We start from the raw sequence: 16,807 nt of genomic DNA on the forward strand, positions 1-16,807 counted from the left end.
TGGCCTTCGGCCAGACCGCAGGCACGGCCAACCATCTTCTGGGCCAGGGTGAAGCCCTTGCCGTTGTCAGCCGGGGATTCCGGCTTCTTGAACAGGTCGGAAGCACCCAGACCCAGCTCGGCACGGGCCTTCTCGGTCAGGCCTCGGCCGATAATCAGCGGAATACGACCGCCGGCGCGGACTTCGTCGAGCAAGACCGGGGTCTTCAGCTCGAAGCTGGCGAGCAGCACTTCGGTGCCGTGTTTATAGACCTTGCCTGCGTAGGGATAGACGTCGATGACGTCACCCATGTTGAGATTGGCAACGTCGAACTCAATCGGCAGTGCCCCAGCGTCTTCCATGGTGTTGTAGAAGATCGGCGCAATCTTGTTGCCAAAGCAGAAGCCGCCAGCACGCTTGTTCGGCACGTACGGGATGTCGTCGCCGAAGAACCACAGCACGGAGTTGGTGGCGGACTTGCGGGAGGAACCGGTACCGACCACGTCACCGACGTAGGCCACCGGGAAGCCCTTGGCCTTGACGGCTTCGATCTGCTTCAGCGGGCCGACGGAGCCCGGCTGGATCGGCTCGATGCCATCGCGGGCCATCTTCAGCATGGCCAGGGCGTGCTGCGGGATGTCGGGGCGCGACCAGGCGTCCGGGGCGGGGGACAGGTCGTCGGTGTTGGTTTCGCCGGGCACCTTGAACACGGTCAGGGTGTACTTGTCGGCGATGGCCGGACGGGCGGTGAACCACTCGCCGTCGGCCCAGGATTGCAGCACGGCCTGGGCGCAAGCGTTGCCTTTCTTGGCGTGCTCGGCGACGTCATGGAAGGCGTCGAACATCAGCAGGGTGTGCTTCAGTTGTGCGGCGGCAACGGTGGCCAGTTCGGCATCCTCCAGCAGCTCGACCAGGGTGGCGATGTTGTAGCCGCCCTGCATGGTGCCCAGTAGCGCAGTTGCGTGCTGCCTGGAGATCAGCGGGCTGGTGATTTCGAGTTTTGCGATAGCGGAGAGGAAACCGGCTTTGACGTAGGCGGCTTCATCCACACCCGGCGGTACACGGTTGGTGATCAGATGGAGGAGGAACTCCTCTTCACCAGCCGGGGGATTCTTCAGCTGCTCGACTAGGCCTGCGGTTTGCTCGGCGTTAAGAGCCAGAGGCGGCAATCCTTCTGTGGCTCGCGTGTTTGAGTGATTGCGATAGGCATCAAGCACTGTGTTCACCATTTTCATAAGATCGTGAAATGATTTGCCGGGACATTTAGAAGGATAAATAAGGGGCTGGTTATGTAGGTGTGCGTGTTATTTGGTGGTTCTGGATTTGCCGTAGAAATGGCTGCTGTTTATCTGGGTATCTTGAAGTGAGAACGCGTGTCTGCACACTTGAAGCAGCGCGAAAACTTGCTGGGTAGATTGTTTTAACTGGAATCTAGCATCGCTTTAGTTTTAGGGGGAGCGGGATAAATGCACATCGAGTGTGCATATTTTGATGACTATCTATTATGTCTTTAGAATGCAATAGAAGTAATTTGGATCGAGCAACTGGCCGAGCGCTAAGAACTACGCTGGAAAACATGCCGTCCCTACAGTCAGAAGCGGCGTATGGGATCGAAACTTGTCGTCGATGGAGATTTCCTTGCCCATAAGGTGAGGCGAATGCGCGGAGGCCACTCGCGGTTGTCTAGTGAGATCGCCCAGATTTTGTGCTTGGTACAACGTGGCACAATTTCCTAGTATTGCGCTTCCGTTGACCAGCAGTGCGTGTACGTCATCAGTGATAGTTAACAGGGATGGCGCGGCCGATAGGCCACGCCTCCTATAGATGACTGAGAGACTAAGCGCCTTCAACAATCAACAGCTCGGCGAAGGCATGTCCCTCGCGGTGTTTCTTTGCCGCTTGGTATTCCGTTGAATGGTAGCATTCAAGTGCCTTATCCATCGATTCGAACTCGATAACCACGTTGCGCTTGCGTGCTTCCCCCTCAAGGCTTTCAAATCGGCTGCCTCGGGCCAATACGTTGGCTCCGTACTTGGCAAAGCAAGAGCTCGCAAGGTTGGCATAGATCGAGTAGGGTTCTGAATTAACAACATCGACGCGGGCAACCCAGTAGGCTTTAGGCATTGTTACTTCCACCTTGGTTTTGGATGTGAGGAAAATAGAGTCTTTGGATGCTTGAGATATCCAGGGAGGGGTTATCGCTTGAGGCTGCGCCATGAAGAGCGAAGACGTTGCGAGCGGCGGCGCCAAGCGGTACAGCGGCGCTGGAGTATTGGGCACAATCAATTGCGAGTCCCAAGTCTTTCAACATCAACTGAACTTGGAAGCCTCCGTGATAATCATTGCTTGCGGGCACACCTGCCATTAAGTTTGGCCATGGATTCCACTTCTCAACCATGAAGTTGCCCCCGCTACTGTTTCGCATTACGTCGCTGAGAACAGAAGGGGCTAGACCATTTCGCATGCCAAGAGCTAAAGCTTCGGCAGTGGCAGCCATGAGTATTCCGGCCATCATGTTGTTGCAGATCTTGGCGAGTTGACCTGTACCGTGGTCGCCAGTATGGATAATTTTCTTTCCCATCTGCCCCAGTAGATCTGACGCTCGAGCCAAAACCTCTACTTTTCCACCCACCATGAAGCAGAGAGTTCCGGCCTGTGCGCCCATTACTCCACCTGAAACCGGTGCGTCCAAGAATGAACTTCCCATCTTCTCGGTAGCCGCAGCGACTTTCTGTGACATCTTAGGGTCAATCGTGGAACAGTCGATGAAGATCGAATTATCGTTACTCTGTGCCAGAATGCCCTCAGCGCCAAGATAGACTGACTCCACGACGCCACTGTTGGGGAGCATCGTAATGACGACGTCAGCACCCTTAGCGGCTAGCGCTGCACTTTTTGCTCGAACTCCACCCTTGCTTACAATGGCCTCTAGTGCGACAGCGTTAAGGTCAAATACCCTGACGTCGTGCCCTGCTTTTAGCAAATTAACTGCCATGGGTAATCCCATGTTGCCGAGCCCAATAAATCCTACGGAGGACATAATGACACCTCATTGTTTTTATCGTTGGCTCCTCGCAAATAATTATAAAATCTTGCGGGAGATTGTTATCATGTTTGGGGTTGGAATATATATATATCAGCGCTGTAATGAACATTGAAGACACGGCGTGCGCACAGCGTGTGTGCATCTGTGCACATGAGGCGAAACGATGAACTGGGATGACCTTAGGTTCTTTCTCGATCTGGCCAGAACCGGAAGGCTGACCGCTTCAGCCAGGCGACTCGGTGTCGAGCACACGACGGTAGCGAGGAAAATTCAGGCCTTGGAGACCTCTCTTGGTGCCCAGTTGTTCGTTCGCTCCCAAACCGGCTATGCGCTTACCGAGCGGGGCCGCCGCATCTTAGAAAGCGCGGAGGACATGGAGATTGCGTATGGCCATATCACTTCCAGCATCGACGAAGACGTTGATGTGGCCGGTCTGGTTCGTATTGGTTGTAACGAGGCCTACGGAACTCAGATAATTCCGCGCCATGTGGCGGAGATAATGGCAAAATATCCGGAACTTCGTGTGGAAGTCCTCGCGCTGCCTCGGGCTATTCCGTTGCCGCGCAATGAGGCTGATATCGTTATCAGTATAGATAGGCCAGAGCGAGGCCCTTACATCGCGTCAAAGCTTGCTGACTATGAACTGGGGGTATATGCATCTCCAGGATATCTCTCAATGCATTCGTCAATAAACACCGTCGATGATTTGGCTGGTCACGATTTTATTGATTATGTATCGGAGATGGTTTTGGCAAAAAACGTACCTAAGCCAGCAGACTATGCTGCCCCTGGTAGAATCAAGTACCGGAGCACTAGCATATTGGGTCAGAAGGCGGCTGCTGAATCGGGGTTGGGGATTGTGATTTTACCCATTTATGTGGCGGCGCAATCACTTGGGTTGGTCAGGGTATTGCCAGGGGAGGTTGTTCTGCATAAGAGTTATTGGATAACTATGCACTCTTCTCTGCGTAACGTATCTCGTTTCAGGACAGTGTGGAATCAGCTAAGGGAAATGGCTGAAAGTGAGCTTGGCCAGGCTTCCGCGCTCGCACTTGCGCTGCAAAAAAATACCCCAGGTACCGATTAACAATTGTTGGGTTGGACTTCAGGATTGGTTTCGAGGGGGACTAGGTGAAGTTTGCCTTTGCGTGCACGTAAAGGCCTGATTTATTCACTCGTTTCTGTTGGCCCTTAAGAAGCGCAGACGTAACTAAAATGCGGTTTGGCGGCTGAAGATAGGCTGGGTATCTGTCCCTGGTGAGCATCCAGCCATGACTGGGAGGGGCGAAGTCTATCTCGTTGTCTACATCCCAATAAAAAAAGCCCCCAGCCTTACCTTTCGGTTTGGCTGAGGGAAAAAGAACTAAGGGAGGTAGACCGGGCTGGGACTCAGGCTACTGCCTTGTTCTGCGTGGCCTTTTGGGCTTCGGTGGACATGGTCAGCACGAGGGAAGTCGCGTCCATGTCGGCGCCGCCGTTCTGTACGTGATTGCTCATCAGCGCGTGTGCTGCTTCAGCAGTGGAGATGTTCAGGCCGACGCTGCGACCGGCAGTCAGAGCGAGGCTGAGATCCTTCGCCAGCAGCCAGGTCTTGAAGCCAGCTTTGAATTCGTGCGAGGAGGGGGCTTCTGCCACGACGCCCGGTGCTGGGTTCCAGGTACGGAACGTCCAGTTGTCACCGGAGGAGCGAATGATGATCTCGAACATGGCCTTGAGATCCAGTCCCAGGCGCTCGGCCAGAGCAGTAGCTTCGCAGTTGACGGTCAGGCAGACGGCCATGATCAGGTTGTTCACGACCTTGGCAGCTTGGCCAGCCTTAGGGCCGCCCACATGAGCGATGTACTCGCCCAGGGGTTTCAGCATTTCAGCGGCTTGGGGGATGTCTTCGTCTTTGCCGCCCATCATGAACGTCAGGGTTGCATCGCGAGCACCTTCGGTGCCGCCGGACACCGGAGCTTCGACAAAGCGCGCGCCAAAGGCGTCAGCGCTTTCATGGATTTCACCAGCGGTGTCGATACCGATGGTGGAGCAGTCAATAACCAGGGCGCCCGGAGCCGCGTTAGCGAACACGCCGTTCGGGCCGGTCAGTACTTCCTTGACCTCTTTGCCGGTCGGCAGCATGGTGTAGATCACTTCAGCGCCTTTGACGGCCTCGGCGACACTATAGGCAGCGATCACACCGTTCTTGGTGGCACGAGAAATGGCATCTGGGTCGATGTCATAACCGCGAACAGTATAACCAGCTTTAATCATGTTCTTGGACATGGGGTTGCCCATGAAACCAAGACCAATCCAGGCGACAGTTTTCATTGTTGTACTCCTGCAATTAAGAACGTAGTCGATTGGAGTGGATGTCTGTCACAACTCCAGCAGCCGACCAGAACAGTTTTCTCGGATTACGAAGTCGTCACAATGGCATCGGCAATCAATGGTTGTGCAGAAACGCACAGCTGCCCGCGAGCCTTGTATCCGCGTACGTCTGATGGCTATTTCTTATCGCCAACGTTGACGATGAATTCGTGGATGCTGACATCTTTCCAAACACCAGCTTGGGCGAAAGGGTCAGCTTTATGGAAGGCAAGAACTTGTTCTTTGGTTTCTGCCTCAACGACCAGAAGGCTTCCTATTTTTGCCTTGGTTACTTCGTCGAGCAGAGGGCCAGCCATCAAGATTCTTAGTGACGGAGAGGTCAGAAAACCTCTGTGAGCGTCGTAGTTTTTTTCACGAAGGTCAGGAGTCTTCGGGTTGTCCAGGCAGTGAATGGCGAATAGCATCTTGTTTTCCTCGCGGTAATTGTGCTTGTTGACAAGTGACGCGAATGGAATTAATTGGCAAAATGCAATTTCGATCAATGATATAAGTGCACAACCATTCTGTGTTAATGCACAGCCCCAGGGGCAGTTATGGTTGCCACCAGCCTATCTTAAATGGGCTATAGGTTCTCACCCATGAACATGGCACGGTTGTCATGAACTTGCTCGGCAATAAAATTGGCGACCATTCTCACGTGCGCTGCACGACGGTGATCTTCATGTACATGCATGTAGAAGGATCGCGTCAAGGAGATTTCGTCAGGCAGGATGGGAATCAGTTCGGGGAACTCGGAGGCGATATAGCAGGGCAGAATACCCAAGGCATTGCTCTTGAGCGTAGCAAAGACCTGGGTTAGAAGTGCCGTGCTCCTTAATCGTGGGATAGTGTCTAGCGAGAGTGCGTCGAAGTACTTGAGTTCTGGTGCAAATAGAGAGTCTTCAGCGTACCCAACAAATGGATGGTTTATCAGGTCAGCTCGATTTTTTATCGGCTGCGACTTCGCTAAGTAGCGTCTAGATGCATACACCAGGAGTTTGTAGTCGGTTAGTCTGCGCGAAGCTACTCTGGAGTGCTCGGCGCTTGCCAGTCCTATCGCAATATCGGCCTCTCGCTTTGCTAGGCTGAATATTCTGGAGGCGGCAAATATTTCGACATCAAGCTTGCTGTGCTTAGCTAGCAATCCCTGAACAAGCGGGGCCAGAAATAAACTTCCAAAACCATCGGGTGCCCCGACCCTTACGGTGCCTTCAATGGTTTCGGGATCTTTGATGGCGTTCTGGGAGGCGACGACAATTCCCTCAATTTGCTGTACGGACTCCAACATCGTTTCGCCTGCGCTGGTGAGGGAGTAACCCGTGTTGCTCTTGTGAAAAAGGCGAATATTCAGCTTTTTTTCCAAGTAGCCAATATGTCGGGAGACGGTAGTGTGCTCGGTGCCGAGTTGCTCAGCCGCTGCGGATAAGGTTCCGAATCGTGCAACAGCAAGAAAATAACGAAGGTGATCCCAATTGTCTGATTGAGTTTTGCGTGGCATGAAAGTACTCCCGAGCAAGTTATTACTTATTGGTGGGCCCTCAGGGGAGACGCGGGCTACCTTGCTCATTAGCGATTTTATCAAATCTTTATCGTGAAATTGCTGCACTTGGTGCAGTAGAAAACTGCATCAATCAGCACTGGTGCTGCGCGTGATTTTCATGCCGGGATGCATGAAGGCTGGGAAACACTTAGCGATGTGCCTCACTGCTGCCAGGTGTTCATGGAAGAGTATGGGATTCTTCCCAGTTAGATTATTGTGCGCGGCCGGGTGGTATAAGCTGGGCTTGGCGGCAGCTACTCCGTTCACCCATCTGCCGAAATGGGCTCGCAATCCGATTGCGGTGAGGTGTCTGGTGACACCTCCTATTCTGGCTGAGCCATCATGTAGACCAAGGTGGCCCTGCGGCAAATTTTCGCTCGATCCACTCCTTGAACACCTTGGTCTTCGCCGGTGCATTCCGTGCTGAGGGGCGGACGAAATAGATACCTGAGCGAATGTCCAGCTTCCATTCGGACAAAATGTGAACCAGGCGCCCAGCGAGCAGATCCCGACTCATTAGCCAGTCGCCTCCGGCTAGCACCCCGAGCCCTTGAAGTGCTGCATCGAGCAGGGCCTCGTTGTCGTTGCTTGTCAAGCTGCCTTTGATTAGTACCGTTTTCTTCTGGCGACCGTTGGAGAGTTTCCACGCAGGGTAGGTGGCCAAATTGGTGAAGCCTAAGCAGTTATGTGTCGCCAGGTCAGCTGGTTCTTTCGGAGTACCGTGCTTGGCCAGGTAATCAGGGGAGGCGCAAAGGATCCGGTGGTTGTCGCACAGCTTTTTCGCTTTCAGGCGGCTGTCAGGCAATTCTCCGACCCGAATCGCGGCATCGAAGCCTTCTGTGATGATATCGACGAAAAGATCCGAGTACTCCGCGTGAACCGTTAGCGTGGGGTGCTGCGCGGTGAATTCGGCAATTATCGGTGCCAACCATGTCCGCCCAAGAGCCGCCGGCAAAGCCAGCCGAAGCGTGCCTGTTGCGTGGTCGGCGCTAGCTGTCACGGCCTGTTCGGCGTCCAGCAAGACGTCTCGAGCGCTCTGAAGATGCTGGACGTAAAGCGTTCCTGCCTCGGTAAAGCGCAAGTGCCGGGTCGTTCGTTCCACCAAGCGTATGCCAAGCCTGGTTTCCAGTTCCGCGACACGCTTGGAGATGATGGTCGGGTGACGTTGTAATGCTTTACCCGCAGCGACGAAGGAGCCACCGTCACTGAGGGCGAGGAGCGCCGCGATCTGATCGGCGTAATGGCTTTCGAAAGGGTTCATGCTGGTGGTCGCCTCTGGCGGCGGGCGGCCAGCCAGAGGGCTTTCGTTCCTAGTTGGTCAAGACCTGAGTATAACGGCACCTTGACTGCTGCCACTCTCCAGCAGCTCATGAGCTTGTGCGACGTTGCTGAGCTTAAATTCGTGGCAAGGATTGGGTCTGATGATCCAATCCGCGTAGGCTTTAAGCACATCCGCTGCTCGTCGCTGGTATTCCGCTGCCGTTGCTGTATGCGCTCCAAGAGAGGGGCGGGTCAGGAACAGGGAGCCCTTTGCATTCAAAGTAGCAATCTCCACGGCCAACGGTGCGCCGGAGGTCATTCCGTAGGAAACCATCAGTCCACGTGGTCGAAGGCTGTTCAGCGAGGCTTCGAAGGACGCGCGGCCCACACCGTCGTACACAACGTCGACTTTGTGGCCGCTAGTGACTTCCATTACCTGTTCCGGTAGCGAAGCAGCGTCGAAAACCAAAACTTCGTCGCACCCAGCACGCTTGGCTCGCTCAACGCTTGATTGCTTGGAAACAACGCCGATGACCTGGGCGCCTAAGTACTTTGCCCATGGAACCATGATCTGACCCACCCCACCCGATGCCCCATAGACCAAGATTCGCGAGCCTTTCGTGACCGGGAAGGTTGTCTTCAGCAGGTATTGCGCAGTGATGCCCTTGAACAGCAATGAAGCTGCGCCTTCGTAACTCAGCGAGTCTGGCAGTAGGATGAGGCGCTCTGCGGGGAAGATGCGGCCACTGGCATAGGCGCCAACGGGCCCCGTTGCATATCCCACTCGATCACCGACAAGAAAGTTTTCCACGCCAGGGCCAACCGCCGTGATTTCTCCTGCCCCCTCAAGGCCGAGACCCGATGGCAGTTTCAATGGTACAGCGCCTTTCCGCTGGCTCACATCAAGCGGATTGACGCCAATTGCATGCTGCTCGATCCAGACCTCGCCGTAGCCAGGGGCAGACTTCTCCTCCTCGACCAGTTTGAGTGTGTCCAGACCACCGGTTTCTGTTAAGCGAACTACCAAAGCCATCGTGGATATTCTCCGCAGTTGAAGGTTGGTTCGACCTTAGGCAGTTCTGGTGAAGGTGAGTAGTGGCCCTTGATGCAGCGGAAGCATGTATGCCATGCAGCAATCCTTTGTATCGGAGTTTCTGGCCTGCTGACGCTGACTGTTGGTGCGGGAGGCGAGGGTGATGAAAGCCTGATCGCGGGTACTGAATTGAATAGATGCCGTCAGAGCATTTAAGAAGTGCGCTTGGTGCAGCTATATATAGCGGTTCTTTTGATAGGGTTATGGGCTGTTTGAGCCTGTCCCTTATGATGCTGACGACAGTAGTTAACGAGGACATCCATCATTTGCTTTACGGAGTTTGTCATGAGCACCAACCAGTCGCCTTGCCAGTGATAGTCCTTGAGAGCTACCCACCAAGGTGCATTCACACACTGCTCTCATCCAGGTGGACATCCTTGGCAATCTATATCCTGAGCTTTGTCCCGCTGCGGACAAGCCGGCTTCACCGGGTTATGCCGGGTGTTTCTAAGAATATGCTGAGCCAGACAATACGCGGGCGGGAAATGGACGGTCTGGTCAATCGAAAGGACTACGACTTGATGCCGCTGATGGTGGAGTACTCGCGACCGACCTGGGGACGGAGTGTGTGAAGCCCCCGGCGGCGAAGTATGACTGGGCAGAGGAGAATTCGGCCGTGCTCGATAGAGTCGAGGCGAATCGAAGTTTGAGTGCTTCCGAAGCCAATTGATTGAACTGGTGCCTATGACATGTATCAATCGGGGCAGGGGCGTGCGTAAGTCCAGGGTGAGCAGGTCGCGCCAAGGGGGCAGTCGAGGCAATGGTGGCAGTCGTATGCACTCGCAAGGAGAGAAGTGACCGGGCCGATGGCCCGGTCACGCTACAGTCTTACCAGAGGGGCAAGGTGTAGCTCAGGATCAGGCGGTTCTCGTCCAGGTCGTTGCCGAAGTTGGTCGAGCGCACGGTTGCGTTGCGCCACTTGAGCCCCAGGTTCTTCAGCGGCCCGCTCTGCACCACGTAGGCGATGTCGGTGTCACGCTCCCATTCCCTGCCATCGTCGCGGCCGGCACCCAGCTCGATGCCATCACCACTGAGGTAGCGGGTCATGAAGGTCAGGCCGGGAATCCCCACGGCGGCGAAGTTGTAGTCGTAGCGCGCCTGCCAGGAGCGTTCCTCGCGGTTGGCGAAATCGCTGATCTGCACGAAGTTCACCAGGTAGGCATCAGTTCCGTTGACGTAGGCGAAGCCGGTGTTGCCGCTCATCTTCTGATAACCCAGGCCCAGAGCGTGGCCGCCAATGCCGTAGGTGAACATTGCGCCGAAGGCCTTGTTGTCCACGTTGCTGCCGCCCTCGTCGGTTGAGCGGGCGAAGCGCAAGTCGCTCTTCAGGCTCTGGCCATCTCCCAGCGGCAGCAGGTGATTCAGGGTCAGATAGTGCTGGCGATAGAAGTCGTCCAGCCGACCGAAGCCGTAGCCGGTGGTGAGTTGGTCGTTCCACTTGTAGCTGAGGTTGGCGAAGTCGAAGGCATCGCTAGTGGTGTTGCGCGCGCGGATGTTCTTCACACCGACGGTGGTGATACTCATGTCCTCGTAGTCGGAGGAGTCGCGCTGGTTCACCTGACGCAGGCGACCAGCATCGAAGGTCAGGCCATCGAGCTCCAGGGAATTGAGCTGACCGCCCTCGAAGGTCTGCGGCAGCAGGCGTGAGTCGTTGGCAAGTAGCACCGGCAGCTTGGGCATCAGGGTGCCGAGCTTGAGGGTGCTCTTCGAGGCACGCAGCTTGGCGGTCAGGCCGACCTCGCCATATTCGTCCTGGGCGCGCTTGGGCGCCTCGCGGTCACGCTTAAGCAGGCCGGAGCCGGCGCGGTCGGGACTCGAATCCAGCTTGACGCCGAGCAGGCCGATGGCATCTAAGCCAACGCCGATGCTGCCCTCGGTGAAGCCCGACTCATAGCGCAGCAGAAAGCCCTGGGCCCACTCCTCTGCCTTGCTCTGCGGCGCGTTGTCCTGGCGGAAGTCACGGTTGAAGTAGAAGTTGCGCAGCTCGAGGCTGGCCTTGCTGTCTTTGACGAACTCCGCTGCGGCAGTGCCGGACAAGCCGAGGGCGCCACCGGCCACGAGCAGACCGATAGTTACGGAATTGCGGTGCATGGTGAATCCTCTTGTTTTTGTTGTCAGCCGAAGTTGGTGTGAGTTGTGGGCTCGGAATGAGAGGGTTAACTCCAGCCTTTTTCAGCCCCTTTGCCCGGCGACGCTGCGCTGCAAATCCTGGTGAACTAGGTCACCAGGGATGTGCCGGCGGGGCGTAAAAATAGGGGCACACTGTTGATGTGCCCCTATACGAAGTGCTGCCGTGACAGGTCATCAGGCAGCGCTGGGTTTCGTTACTTCAGGTTGATGGTCGTGTTAACACCCTCGTTTACGCTCTTGTCGTCAAACCAGCGGGCAGTGACCGTTTTGGTCTGGGTGTAGAACTGCACCACTTGCTTGCCGTAGGGGCCGAGGTCGCCCAGCTTGGAGCCACGGGAACCGGTGAAGCTGAAGTAGGGGACGGGTACCGGGATCGGAATGTTGATTCCGACTTGGCCGACGTCGATCTGGCTCTGGAATTTCCTGGCAGCTGCGCCGCTCTGGGTGAACAGACCAACGCCATTGCCGAACGGATTGGCGTTGACCAGGGCGATGGCTTCATCGAGGGTATCCACTTCCAGCACTACTAGAACTGGCCCGAAAATCTCCTGGGTGTAGATCTGCATGTCGGTCGAGACGCCGGAGAACAGGGTCGGGCCGACGAAGTTGCCGTCCTCGTAGCCGGGCACCACGACGTCACGGCCGTCGAGCTCGAGCTTGGCGCCCTCGCGTATACCGCTCTCGATCAGATCGAAGATGCGTTGCTTGGCACGTCTGGAGATCACGGGGCCAATGTCCGTGCCAGGCTCGCAACCAGCATTCACTTTCAGCTTCTGAGCCAGGGCCTTGATGTCCGGGAGCCATTGCTTGGACTCGCCTACCAGTACGATCACCGACGTGGCCATGCAGCGCTGACCGGCGGCGCCAAAGCCTGCGCCAACGATGGCATTTAGGGCTTGAGTCCGGTTGGCATCGGGCAGAATGACCGCATGGTTCTTGGCGCCCATCATCGACTGAACGCGCTTACCGTGCTGGCCGGCCAGGTTGTAGACGTGGGTGCCTACGTGGGTCGAGCCCACGAACGACACTGCCTTGATGTCCTTGTGGGTGCAGAGTGCATCGACCACGTCCTTGCCGCCATGAACGACGTTGAGCACACCAGCAGGAACGCCGGCCTCGACTGCCAGCTCCACCAGCATCATGGTCGACAGCGGGTCTTGCTCCGAAGGCTTCAGCACGAAAGTGTTGCCGCAGACAATCGCCATCGGGAACATCCAGAGCGGGATCATCGCGGGGAAGTTGAACGGGGTGATGCCGGCACAAACGCCGATGGGTTGGCGGAGCGTATAGGTATCAACGCCACCGGCAACGTTCTCGGCGAACTCGCCCATCTGAAGAGTGCCGATGGAGCAGGCGTGCTCGACCACCTCCAGGCCACGGAATATGTCGCCTTCGGCATCAGCGAGGGTTTTGCCTTGCTCCGCGCTCAAAACGGCAGCGATGCGCTTCGAGTGTTCACGGATCAGGGCCTGATACTTGAGCATGATGCGCATGCGTGCGCCAATCGGAGTGTCTTTCCAGGTGGCGAAGGCGCGTTCTGCCGCTGCAATGGCTGCATTGACCTCGTCAGCGGTGGCAAGCGGAACCTTTGCAAGCACTTCCTGGGTTGCAGGGTTTACAACATCTAGCCACTCTTTGGTTTGCGAGGTTACCCATTCCCCGTTAATCAAAAGTTTAACCTGGGAGAATTGTTCTTTGGACGACGTACTCATTGTGTTCTCCTGTAGAGAATAGTCTAGGCAGACCGATCATGCGAAGGGCTTTTGCCGTATCGTTAGTCTGTAAGCGAAGTGCGTTCTACTTGAATTAATATTTAAAGCTCAAACTTTGTCTAGGTCGACGCCCTTCGTTTCTTTAATGCAGAGAGTGCCTACTACAAAACTGATGCCGGTGACCACTACCGGATACCAAAGCCCGTAATAGATGTTGCCGGTGTACACAACTAAGGCGAAAGACACCGTTGGCAGGAACCCACCGATCCAGCCGTTGCCGATGTTGTAAGGAAGCGACATGGAGGTGTAGCGAATACGAGTTGGGAACAGTTCAACCATAAAGGCTGCCAGTGGCCCGTAGGTCATGCAGGCAATGAGCATTAGTCCGAGGATGACCAATACAACCATGGGTTGGTTCACCTTGGTCGGATCAGCTTTTTCCGGATAACCAGCATCGATTACTGCTTTTCGAATAACTGCTTCGTCGAAGCCTTGAATCTGCTGATTGCCCACGGTAGTCACAACCGAGCTGCCAGGTGCTGCGTGCTCAGAGTTGTAGGGCACACCCATCTTGGCAAGGTAGGTTTTTACCTTGTCGCAGGGGCTATCGAATTTAGCCTTGCCAACAGGGTCAAACTGGAACGTGCAAGTAGCAGGGTCGGCAATAACGGTGACCGGCGACTGGCGAGTCGCAGCATCGATCTGCGGGTTTCCGAATTGGCTCAACGCGTTAAACAGAGGGAAGTAAAGCAAGGTTGCCAGCAACAGTCCGGTCATTAAAACCGGCTTCCGGCCAATCTTGTCAGAGAGCACACCAAACAGCACAAAGAACGGAGCGCCGATGACGACCGCAATGATCAGCAACTGGTTCGCTTGTGCTGGATCCATCTTCAAGAACTGAGTCATGAAGAACAGTACATAGAACTGCGCGGTATACCAGGTTACGGCTTGGCCTGCATTGATACTGAAAAGCGCAGTGAGGACAACCTTGAGGTTGGCCCACGAACCAAAGGCATCACGAATAGGCGACTTGCTCTGCTTGCCTTCCGCTTTGATTTTTTCAAAGGAAGGTGATTCGTGCATGCTGAGACGAATCCAGGCGGAAATGGCGACCATGATGATGGATAGCAGGAAAGGCAGGCGCCAACCCCAAGTATCGAACTGGTCACCGGTAATGTACCGGCAGACCAAAATTACCATCAGCGAGAGCAGAAGTCCCATGCTGGCCGTGGCTTGGATCCAGCCGGTATTTTGTCCGCGCTTTCCTTTGGGGGCATGCTCGGCCACATAGGTAGCAGCACCGGCATATTCACCTCCGAGCGCCAGTCCCTGAAGCATCCGAAGCGATACGAGAATAATCGGGGCGGCGATACCCCAACTTTCGAACGTGGGTAATAGGCCTACTAAGAACGTAGACAAGCCCATTAGAACTACGGTAATCAGAAATGTGTACTTGCGGCCGATCATATCGCCAAGGCGGCCGAATAGCAGGGCGCCGAAAGGACGAACAACGAATCCGGCAGCAAATGTCATCAGCGCCAGGATGAAAGCAGTGGTGTCATTTACACCGGCGAAGAACTGTTTTCCGATAATTGCAGCCAAGGCGCCGTAAAGGAAGAAGTCGTACCATTCGAAAACGGTGCCGAGACAGGAGGCGAACAGTATTTTGCGCCCTTCATTGGGCTTGGGTTGGGCGGAGACGATTGTTTTTTCGTCGATATATTCTGGCATCTTTGAGTTCCTCTACCCTCGTGGGTCGCAGTACTTATTTTTGTTTTCTTACTGATGCATGACTGTGCGAACTTTTAAGTTCTACTGATGCTGATCAGTAAGGCCTTTCATTTGGCGCGGGACTCAGTCGCGCTATTATTAAAACTATTCCTCCGGATATTCGCGGGGTTATTTAAGGCCCCGGTGAGTACGAGATTGAAATAAGCTAGTTGCCTGGCGGGGCAATAAGCCGCTGTTTCGCCAGATCTTATGAGTCTCGTGGCGATAGGAGCAGAGGAGGAATCGCCCAATGGATGTGCAAAATTGCACCGTGCTGAAGCGGCGCTAGCGGTTGAGCGCCTCTAGCACGCGGGTTAGAGGGGGGGGAGTCAAAATGGCAGAGGTGCTACCAATTACTGCACGCTGTGCAGGTCACAGATGCATTGTTCAGTGGCTGGTTCTGGCACGGGGCTGCGCCGTTTGTCCGGGGGGCGGAACAGGGCGGAATGAGCAAATGGAGGCCGGAGACAGACGGTTTACACGGCACGCAAGTCAACGTCACGGGACACTACTGGCAAATCGCGCAGTCGTGCCAGCACTATTCTGCTGACTAATGGTGGTCTTCTGTGTATGTGGCAGACAACGTGGCTGATGCCACCCAGATTCTAAAGTTTGAGTAGATGGAGTTGGAAGCGGGGCTGATTCCAACATCTCTGAGCGTAGCAAAAGTCCTGGAAGGCCTGGCACGGCTCAGCGCAGTTGAGTCCTGGCCGATCAAGTGATGTTGGTTTGAGTACAACAAATGGCCCTTAAGGGCCTTTTTGTTTTGAGATCGTTTGGACAGCAATCGTGAAAATGAGAGCCACTCTATACGTTGTGCTAGGGCTCTCTGATCCTGTATCTGAAGAGGGAAAAGTCAGAAACTGTTATTTAAACTGACTACTTTCTCCTCGTCATAAGAAGGTCAAACAGAAGTTGTGCTACAGGTGATAAAGCACGCCCCCGGCGTGATATGAGCCCTAGGGTTCGGCTGATAGAGGGTTGTGTCAATGGACGAGTGACAAGCGTGGGATGACCATCAGCGGGCATTGCTAGCTTGGGCACCACTCCGATCCCCAGTCCAGCCTCTACCAAGCTCACCAAGGCGGGTACATGTTTAACTTCGCAAAAAGATCGTGGGCAAACATCGCGCTTTGCTAGTGCTTGGTCAATCAAGAACCGATTGCCGCTGCCTTGCGCCAAGCTAATATAATCAGAGCCCGAGAGATCGTCCCAAGTCAGCGATTGGCGCGCGGTTAACGGGTGCCCTACCCGAAGTGCAACGATGAAATCTTCTTCCAGCAATGGTTGAAAAACCACCTCCGAGTCTTGGGTGCCGATGTAGGTAAGGCCGAAGTCCGCCTCGCCCCTGGCTACCACGGTCAATATGGTGGATGACGATTCATCGATGACCCGAATCCGAATTCCGGGGTACTTGGCATGGTATTGAGCGATCACGTCCGGCAGAAAATACGCAACGGCGGAAGGCACGCAAGCGATGGTGACTTCGCCGGAGAGCCGGTGGGAAAGGTCGTGAAACCCAATTAGCGCATTCTCGAGTTCGTTCACCACGTTTCTTGCGCGAGGCACAAAGCCCCGCCCAATAGTGGATAGCTCGACCCTGCGCGTGGTGCGCTCGAACAACTTAACGCCTAGCGCTGTTTCCAGCTTGTCGACCCTGCGGGATAGCGCGGACTGGGATAGATGCATTGCCTGGGCTGCGGCGCTGAAACTGCCAAGGTCAGCTACCGCAAGAAATCCTCGGAGATCTGCCAGATCGAAATTCATGCGTAATGCTCATAAATTGAACGGTTATTTGCAATTTACTTTTTAATCGCCATCTCCCATTCTGTCAACTCGCAGGAAGACGAAGTAACCTCGAGTTTGTCCTGTCCGATTAAAAACATTTTATTTGCTGAACTTCTGGCGATTACGCCCGCGAGCATAAT

12 protein-coding genes and 1 pseudogene are annotated in these 16,807 nt (G+C 55.0%); 1 reads left to right on the plus strand and 12 read right to left on the minus strand.

The window, feature by feature from the left end; genetic code table 11:
• The 3 genes and pseudogenes from E8F06_RS24905 to mmsB (E8F06_RS24915) form a co-directional block, all read right to left on the minus strand.
• A pseudogene (locus E8F06_RS24905) lies at positions 1 to 1,196 on the minus strand (aconitate hydratase B); the annotation flags it as partial.
• Between the two features lie 619 nt (positions 1,197 to 1,815).
• The gene (locus E8F06_RS24910; RefSeq protein ID WP_280371980.1) at positions 1,816 to 2,103 is read right to left on the minus strand and encodes a DUF1330 domain-containing protein; all 288 of its coding nucleotides are present in this window, start codon (positions 2,101 to 2,103) and stop codon (positions 1,816 to 1,818) included.
• A complete protein-coding gene (gene mmsB / locus E8F06_RS24915) occupies positions 2,096 to 3,019 on the minus strand; it encodes a 3-hydroxyisobutyrate dehydrogenase (protein WP_280371981.1) in 924 nt (307 codons plus the stop codon). Before mmsB (E8F06_RS24915) ends, E8F06_RS24910 begins: the two co-directional genes overlap by 8 nt.
• A gap of 169 nt (positions 3,020 to 3,188) precedes the next feature.
• Between mmsB (E8F06_RS24915) and E8F06_RS24920 the strand changes: the two genes are divergently transcribed.
• Positions 3,189 to 4,112 carry a LysR family transcriptional regulator gene (locus E8F06_RS24920; RefSeq protein ID WP_280371982.1) on the plus strand — a complete coding sequence of 308 codons (924 nt, stop codon included), beginning with the start codon at positions 3,189 to 3,191 and terminating at the stop codon, positions 4,110 to 4,112.
• A gap of 302 nt (positions 4,113 to 4,414) precedes the next feature.
• Here E8F06_RS24920 and mmsB (E8F06_RS24925) read toward each other — a convergent pair whose 3' ends face one another.
• The 9 genes from mmsB (E8F06_RS24925) to E8F06_RS24965 all read right to left on the minus strand — a co-directional run bounded on the left by mmsB (E8F06_RS24925) (position 4,415) and on the right by E8F06_RS24965 (position 16,646).
• Positions 4,415 to 5,335, minus strand: a complete 921-nt coding sequence (mmsB, locus tag E8F06_RS24925; protein ID WP_280371983.1) for a 3-hydroxyisobutyrate dehydrogenase — start codon at positions 5,333 to 5,335, stop codon at positions 4,415 to 4,417.
• Between the two features lie 176 nt (positions 5,336 to 5,511).
• Complete coding sequence (locus E8F06_RS24930; RefSeq protein ID WP_280371984.1) at positions 5,512 to 5,799, minus strand: YciI family protein; 288 nt, start codon at positions 5,797 to 5,799, stop codon at positions 5,512 to 5,514.
• 158 nt (positions 5,800 to 5,957) lie between these two features.
• Positions 5,958 to 6,872 carry a LysR family transcriptional regulator gene (locus tag E8F06_RS24935; RefSeq protein WP_280371985.1) on the minus strand — a complete coding sequence of 305 codons (915 nt, stop codon included), beginning with the start codon at positions 6,870 to 6,872 and terminating at the stop codon, positions 5,958 to 5,960.
• 382 nt (positions 6,873 to 7,254) lie between these two features.
• Entirely contained in the window at positions 7,255 to 8,175 is a 921-nt protein-coding gene (locus E8F06_RS24940) for a LysR family transcriptional regulator (protein ID WP_280371986.1), read from the minus strand.
• Positions 8,176 to 8,232: 57 nt separating this feature from the next.
• Positions 8,233 to 9,207, minus strand: a complete 975-nt coding sequence (locus E8F06_RS24945; protein ID WP_280371987.1) for a quinone oxidoreductase — start codon at positions 9,205 to 9,207, stop codon at positions 8,233 to 8,235.
• Positions 9,208 to 10,095: 888 nt separating this feature from the next.
• Positions 10,096 to 11,358 carry an OprD family porin gene (locus E8F06_RS24950; RefSeq protein ID WP_280371988.1) on the minus strand — a complete coding sequence of 421 codons (1,263 nt, stop codon included), beginning with the start codon at positions 11,356 to 11,358 and terminating at the stop codon, positions 10,096 to 10,098.
• A gap of 233 nt (positions 11,359 to 11,591) precedes the next feature.
• Entirely contained in the window at positions 11,592 to 13,109 is a 1,518-nt protein-coding gene (locus tag E8F06_RS24955) for a CoA-acylating methylmalonate-semialdehyde dehydrogenase (RefSeq protein WP_280371989.1), read from the minus strand.
• Positions 13,110 to 13,217: 108 nt separating this feature from the next.
• Positions 13,218 to 14,840, minus strand: a complete 1,623-nt coding sequence (locus E8F06_RS24960; protein ID WP_280371990.1) for an MFS transporter — start codon at positions 14,838 to 14,840, stop codon at positions 13,218 to 13,220.
• A gap of 918 nt (positions 14,841 to 15,758) precedes the next feature.
• Positions 15,759 to 16,646, minus strand: a complete 888-nt coding sequence (locus E8F06_RS24965; protein WP_280371991.1) for a LysR family transcriptional regulator — start codon at positions 16,644 to 16,646, stop codon at positions 15,759 to 15,761.
• Positions 16,647 to 16,807 lie beyond the last annotated feature (161 nt).

This window comes from Pseudomonas sp. BN411 (genome assembly GCF_029871235.1).
Classification (GTDB): Bacteria; Pseudomonadota; Gammaproteobacteria; order Pseudomonadales; family Pseudomonadaceae; genus Metapseudomonas.

Bases quoted from the DNA above. Each gene is read 5' to 3' on its own strand.
- E8F06_RS24965 (WP_280371991.1), bottom strand. From the start codon at position 16,646: ATGAATTTCGATCTGGCAGATCTCCGAGGATTTCTTGCGGTAGCTGAC.
- E8F06_RS24960 (WP_280371990.1), bottom strand. From the start codon at position 14,840: ATGCCAGAATATATCGACGAAAAAACAATCGTCTCCGCCCAACCCAAG.
- E8F06_RS24920 (WP_280371982.1), top strand. From the start codon at position 3,189: ATGAACTGGGATGACCTTAGGTTCTTTCTCGATCTGGCCAGAACCGGA.
- mmsB (WP_280371983.1), bottom strand. From the start codon at position 5,335: ATGAAAACTGTCGCCTGGATTGGTCTTGGTTTCATGGGCAACCCCATG.
- E8F06_RS24935 (WP_280371985.1), bottom strand. From the start codon at position 6,872: ATGCCACGCAAAACTCAATCAGACAATTGGGATCACCTTCGTTATTTT.
- mmsB (WP_280371981.1), bottom strand. From the start codon at position 3,019: ATGTCCTCCGTAGGATTTATTGGGCTCGGCAACATGGGATTACCCATG.
- E8F06_RS24930 (WP_280371984.1), bottom strand. From the start codon at position 5,799: ATGCTATTCGCCATTCACTGCCTGGACAACCCGAAGACTCCTGACCTT.
- E8F06_RS24945 (WP_280371987.1), bottom strand. From the start codon at position 9,207: ATGGCTTTGGTAGTTCGCTTAACAGAAACCGGTGGTCTGGACACACTC.
- E8F06_RS24955 (WP_280371989.1), bottom strand. From the start codon at position 13,109: ATGAGTACGTCGTCCAAAGAACAATTCTCCCAGGTTAAACTTTTGATT.
- E8F06_RS24940 (WP_280371986.1), bottom strand. From the start codon at position 8,175: ATGAACCCTTTCGAAAGCCATTACGCCGATCAGATCGCGGCGCTCCTC.
- E8F06_RS24910 (WP_280371980.1), bottom strand. From the start codon at position 2,103: ATGCCTAAAGCCTACTGGGTTGCCCGCGTCGATGTTGTTAATTCAGAA.
- E8F06_RS24950 (WP_280371988.1), bottom strand. From the start codon at position 11,358: ATGCACCGCAATTCCGTAACTATCGGTCTGCTCGTGGCCGGTGGCGCC.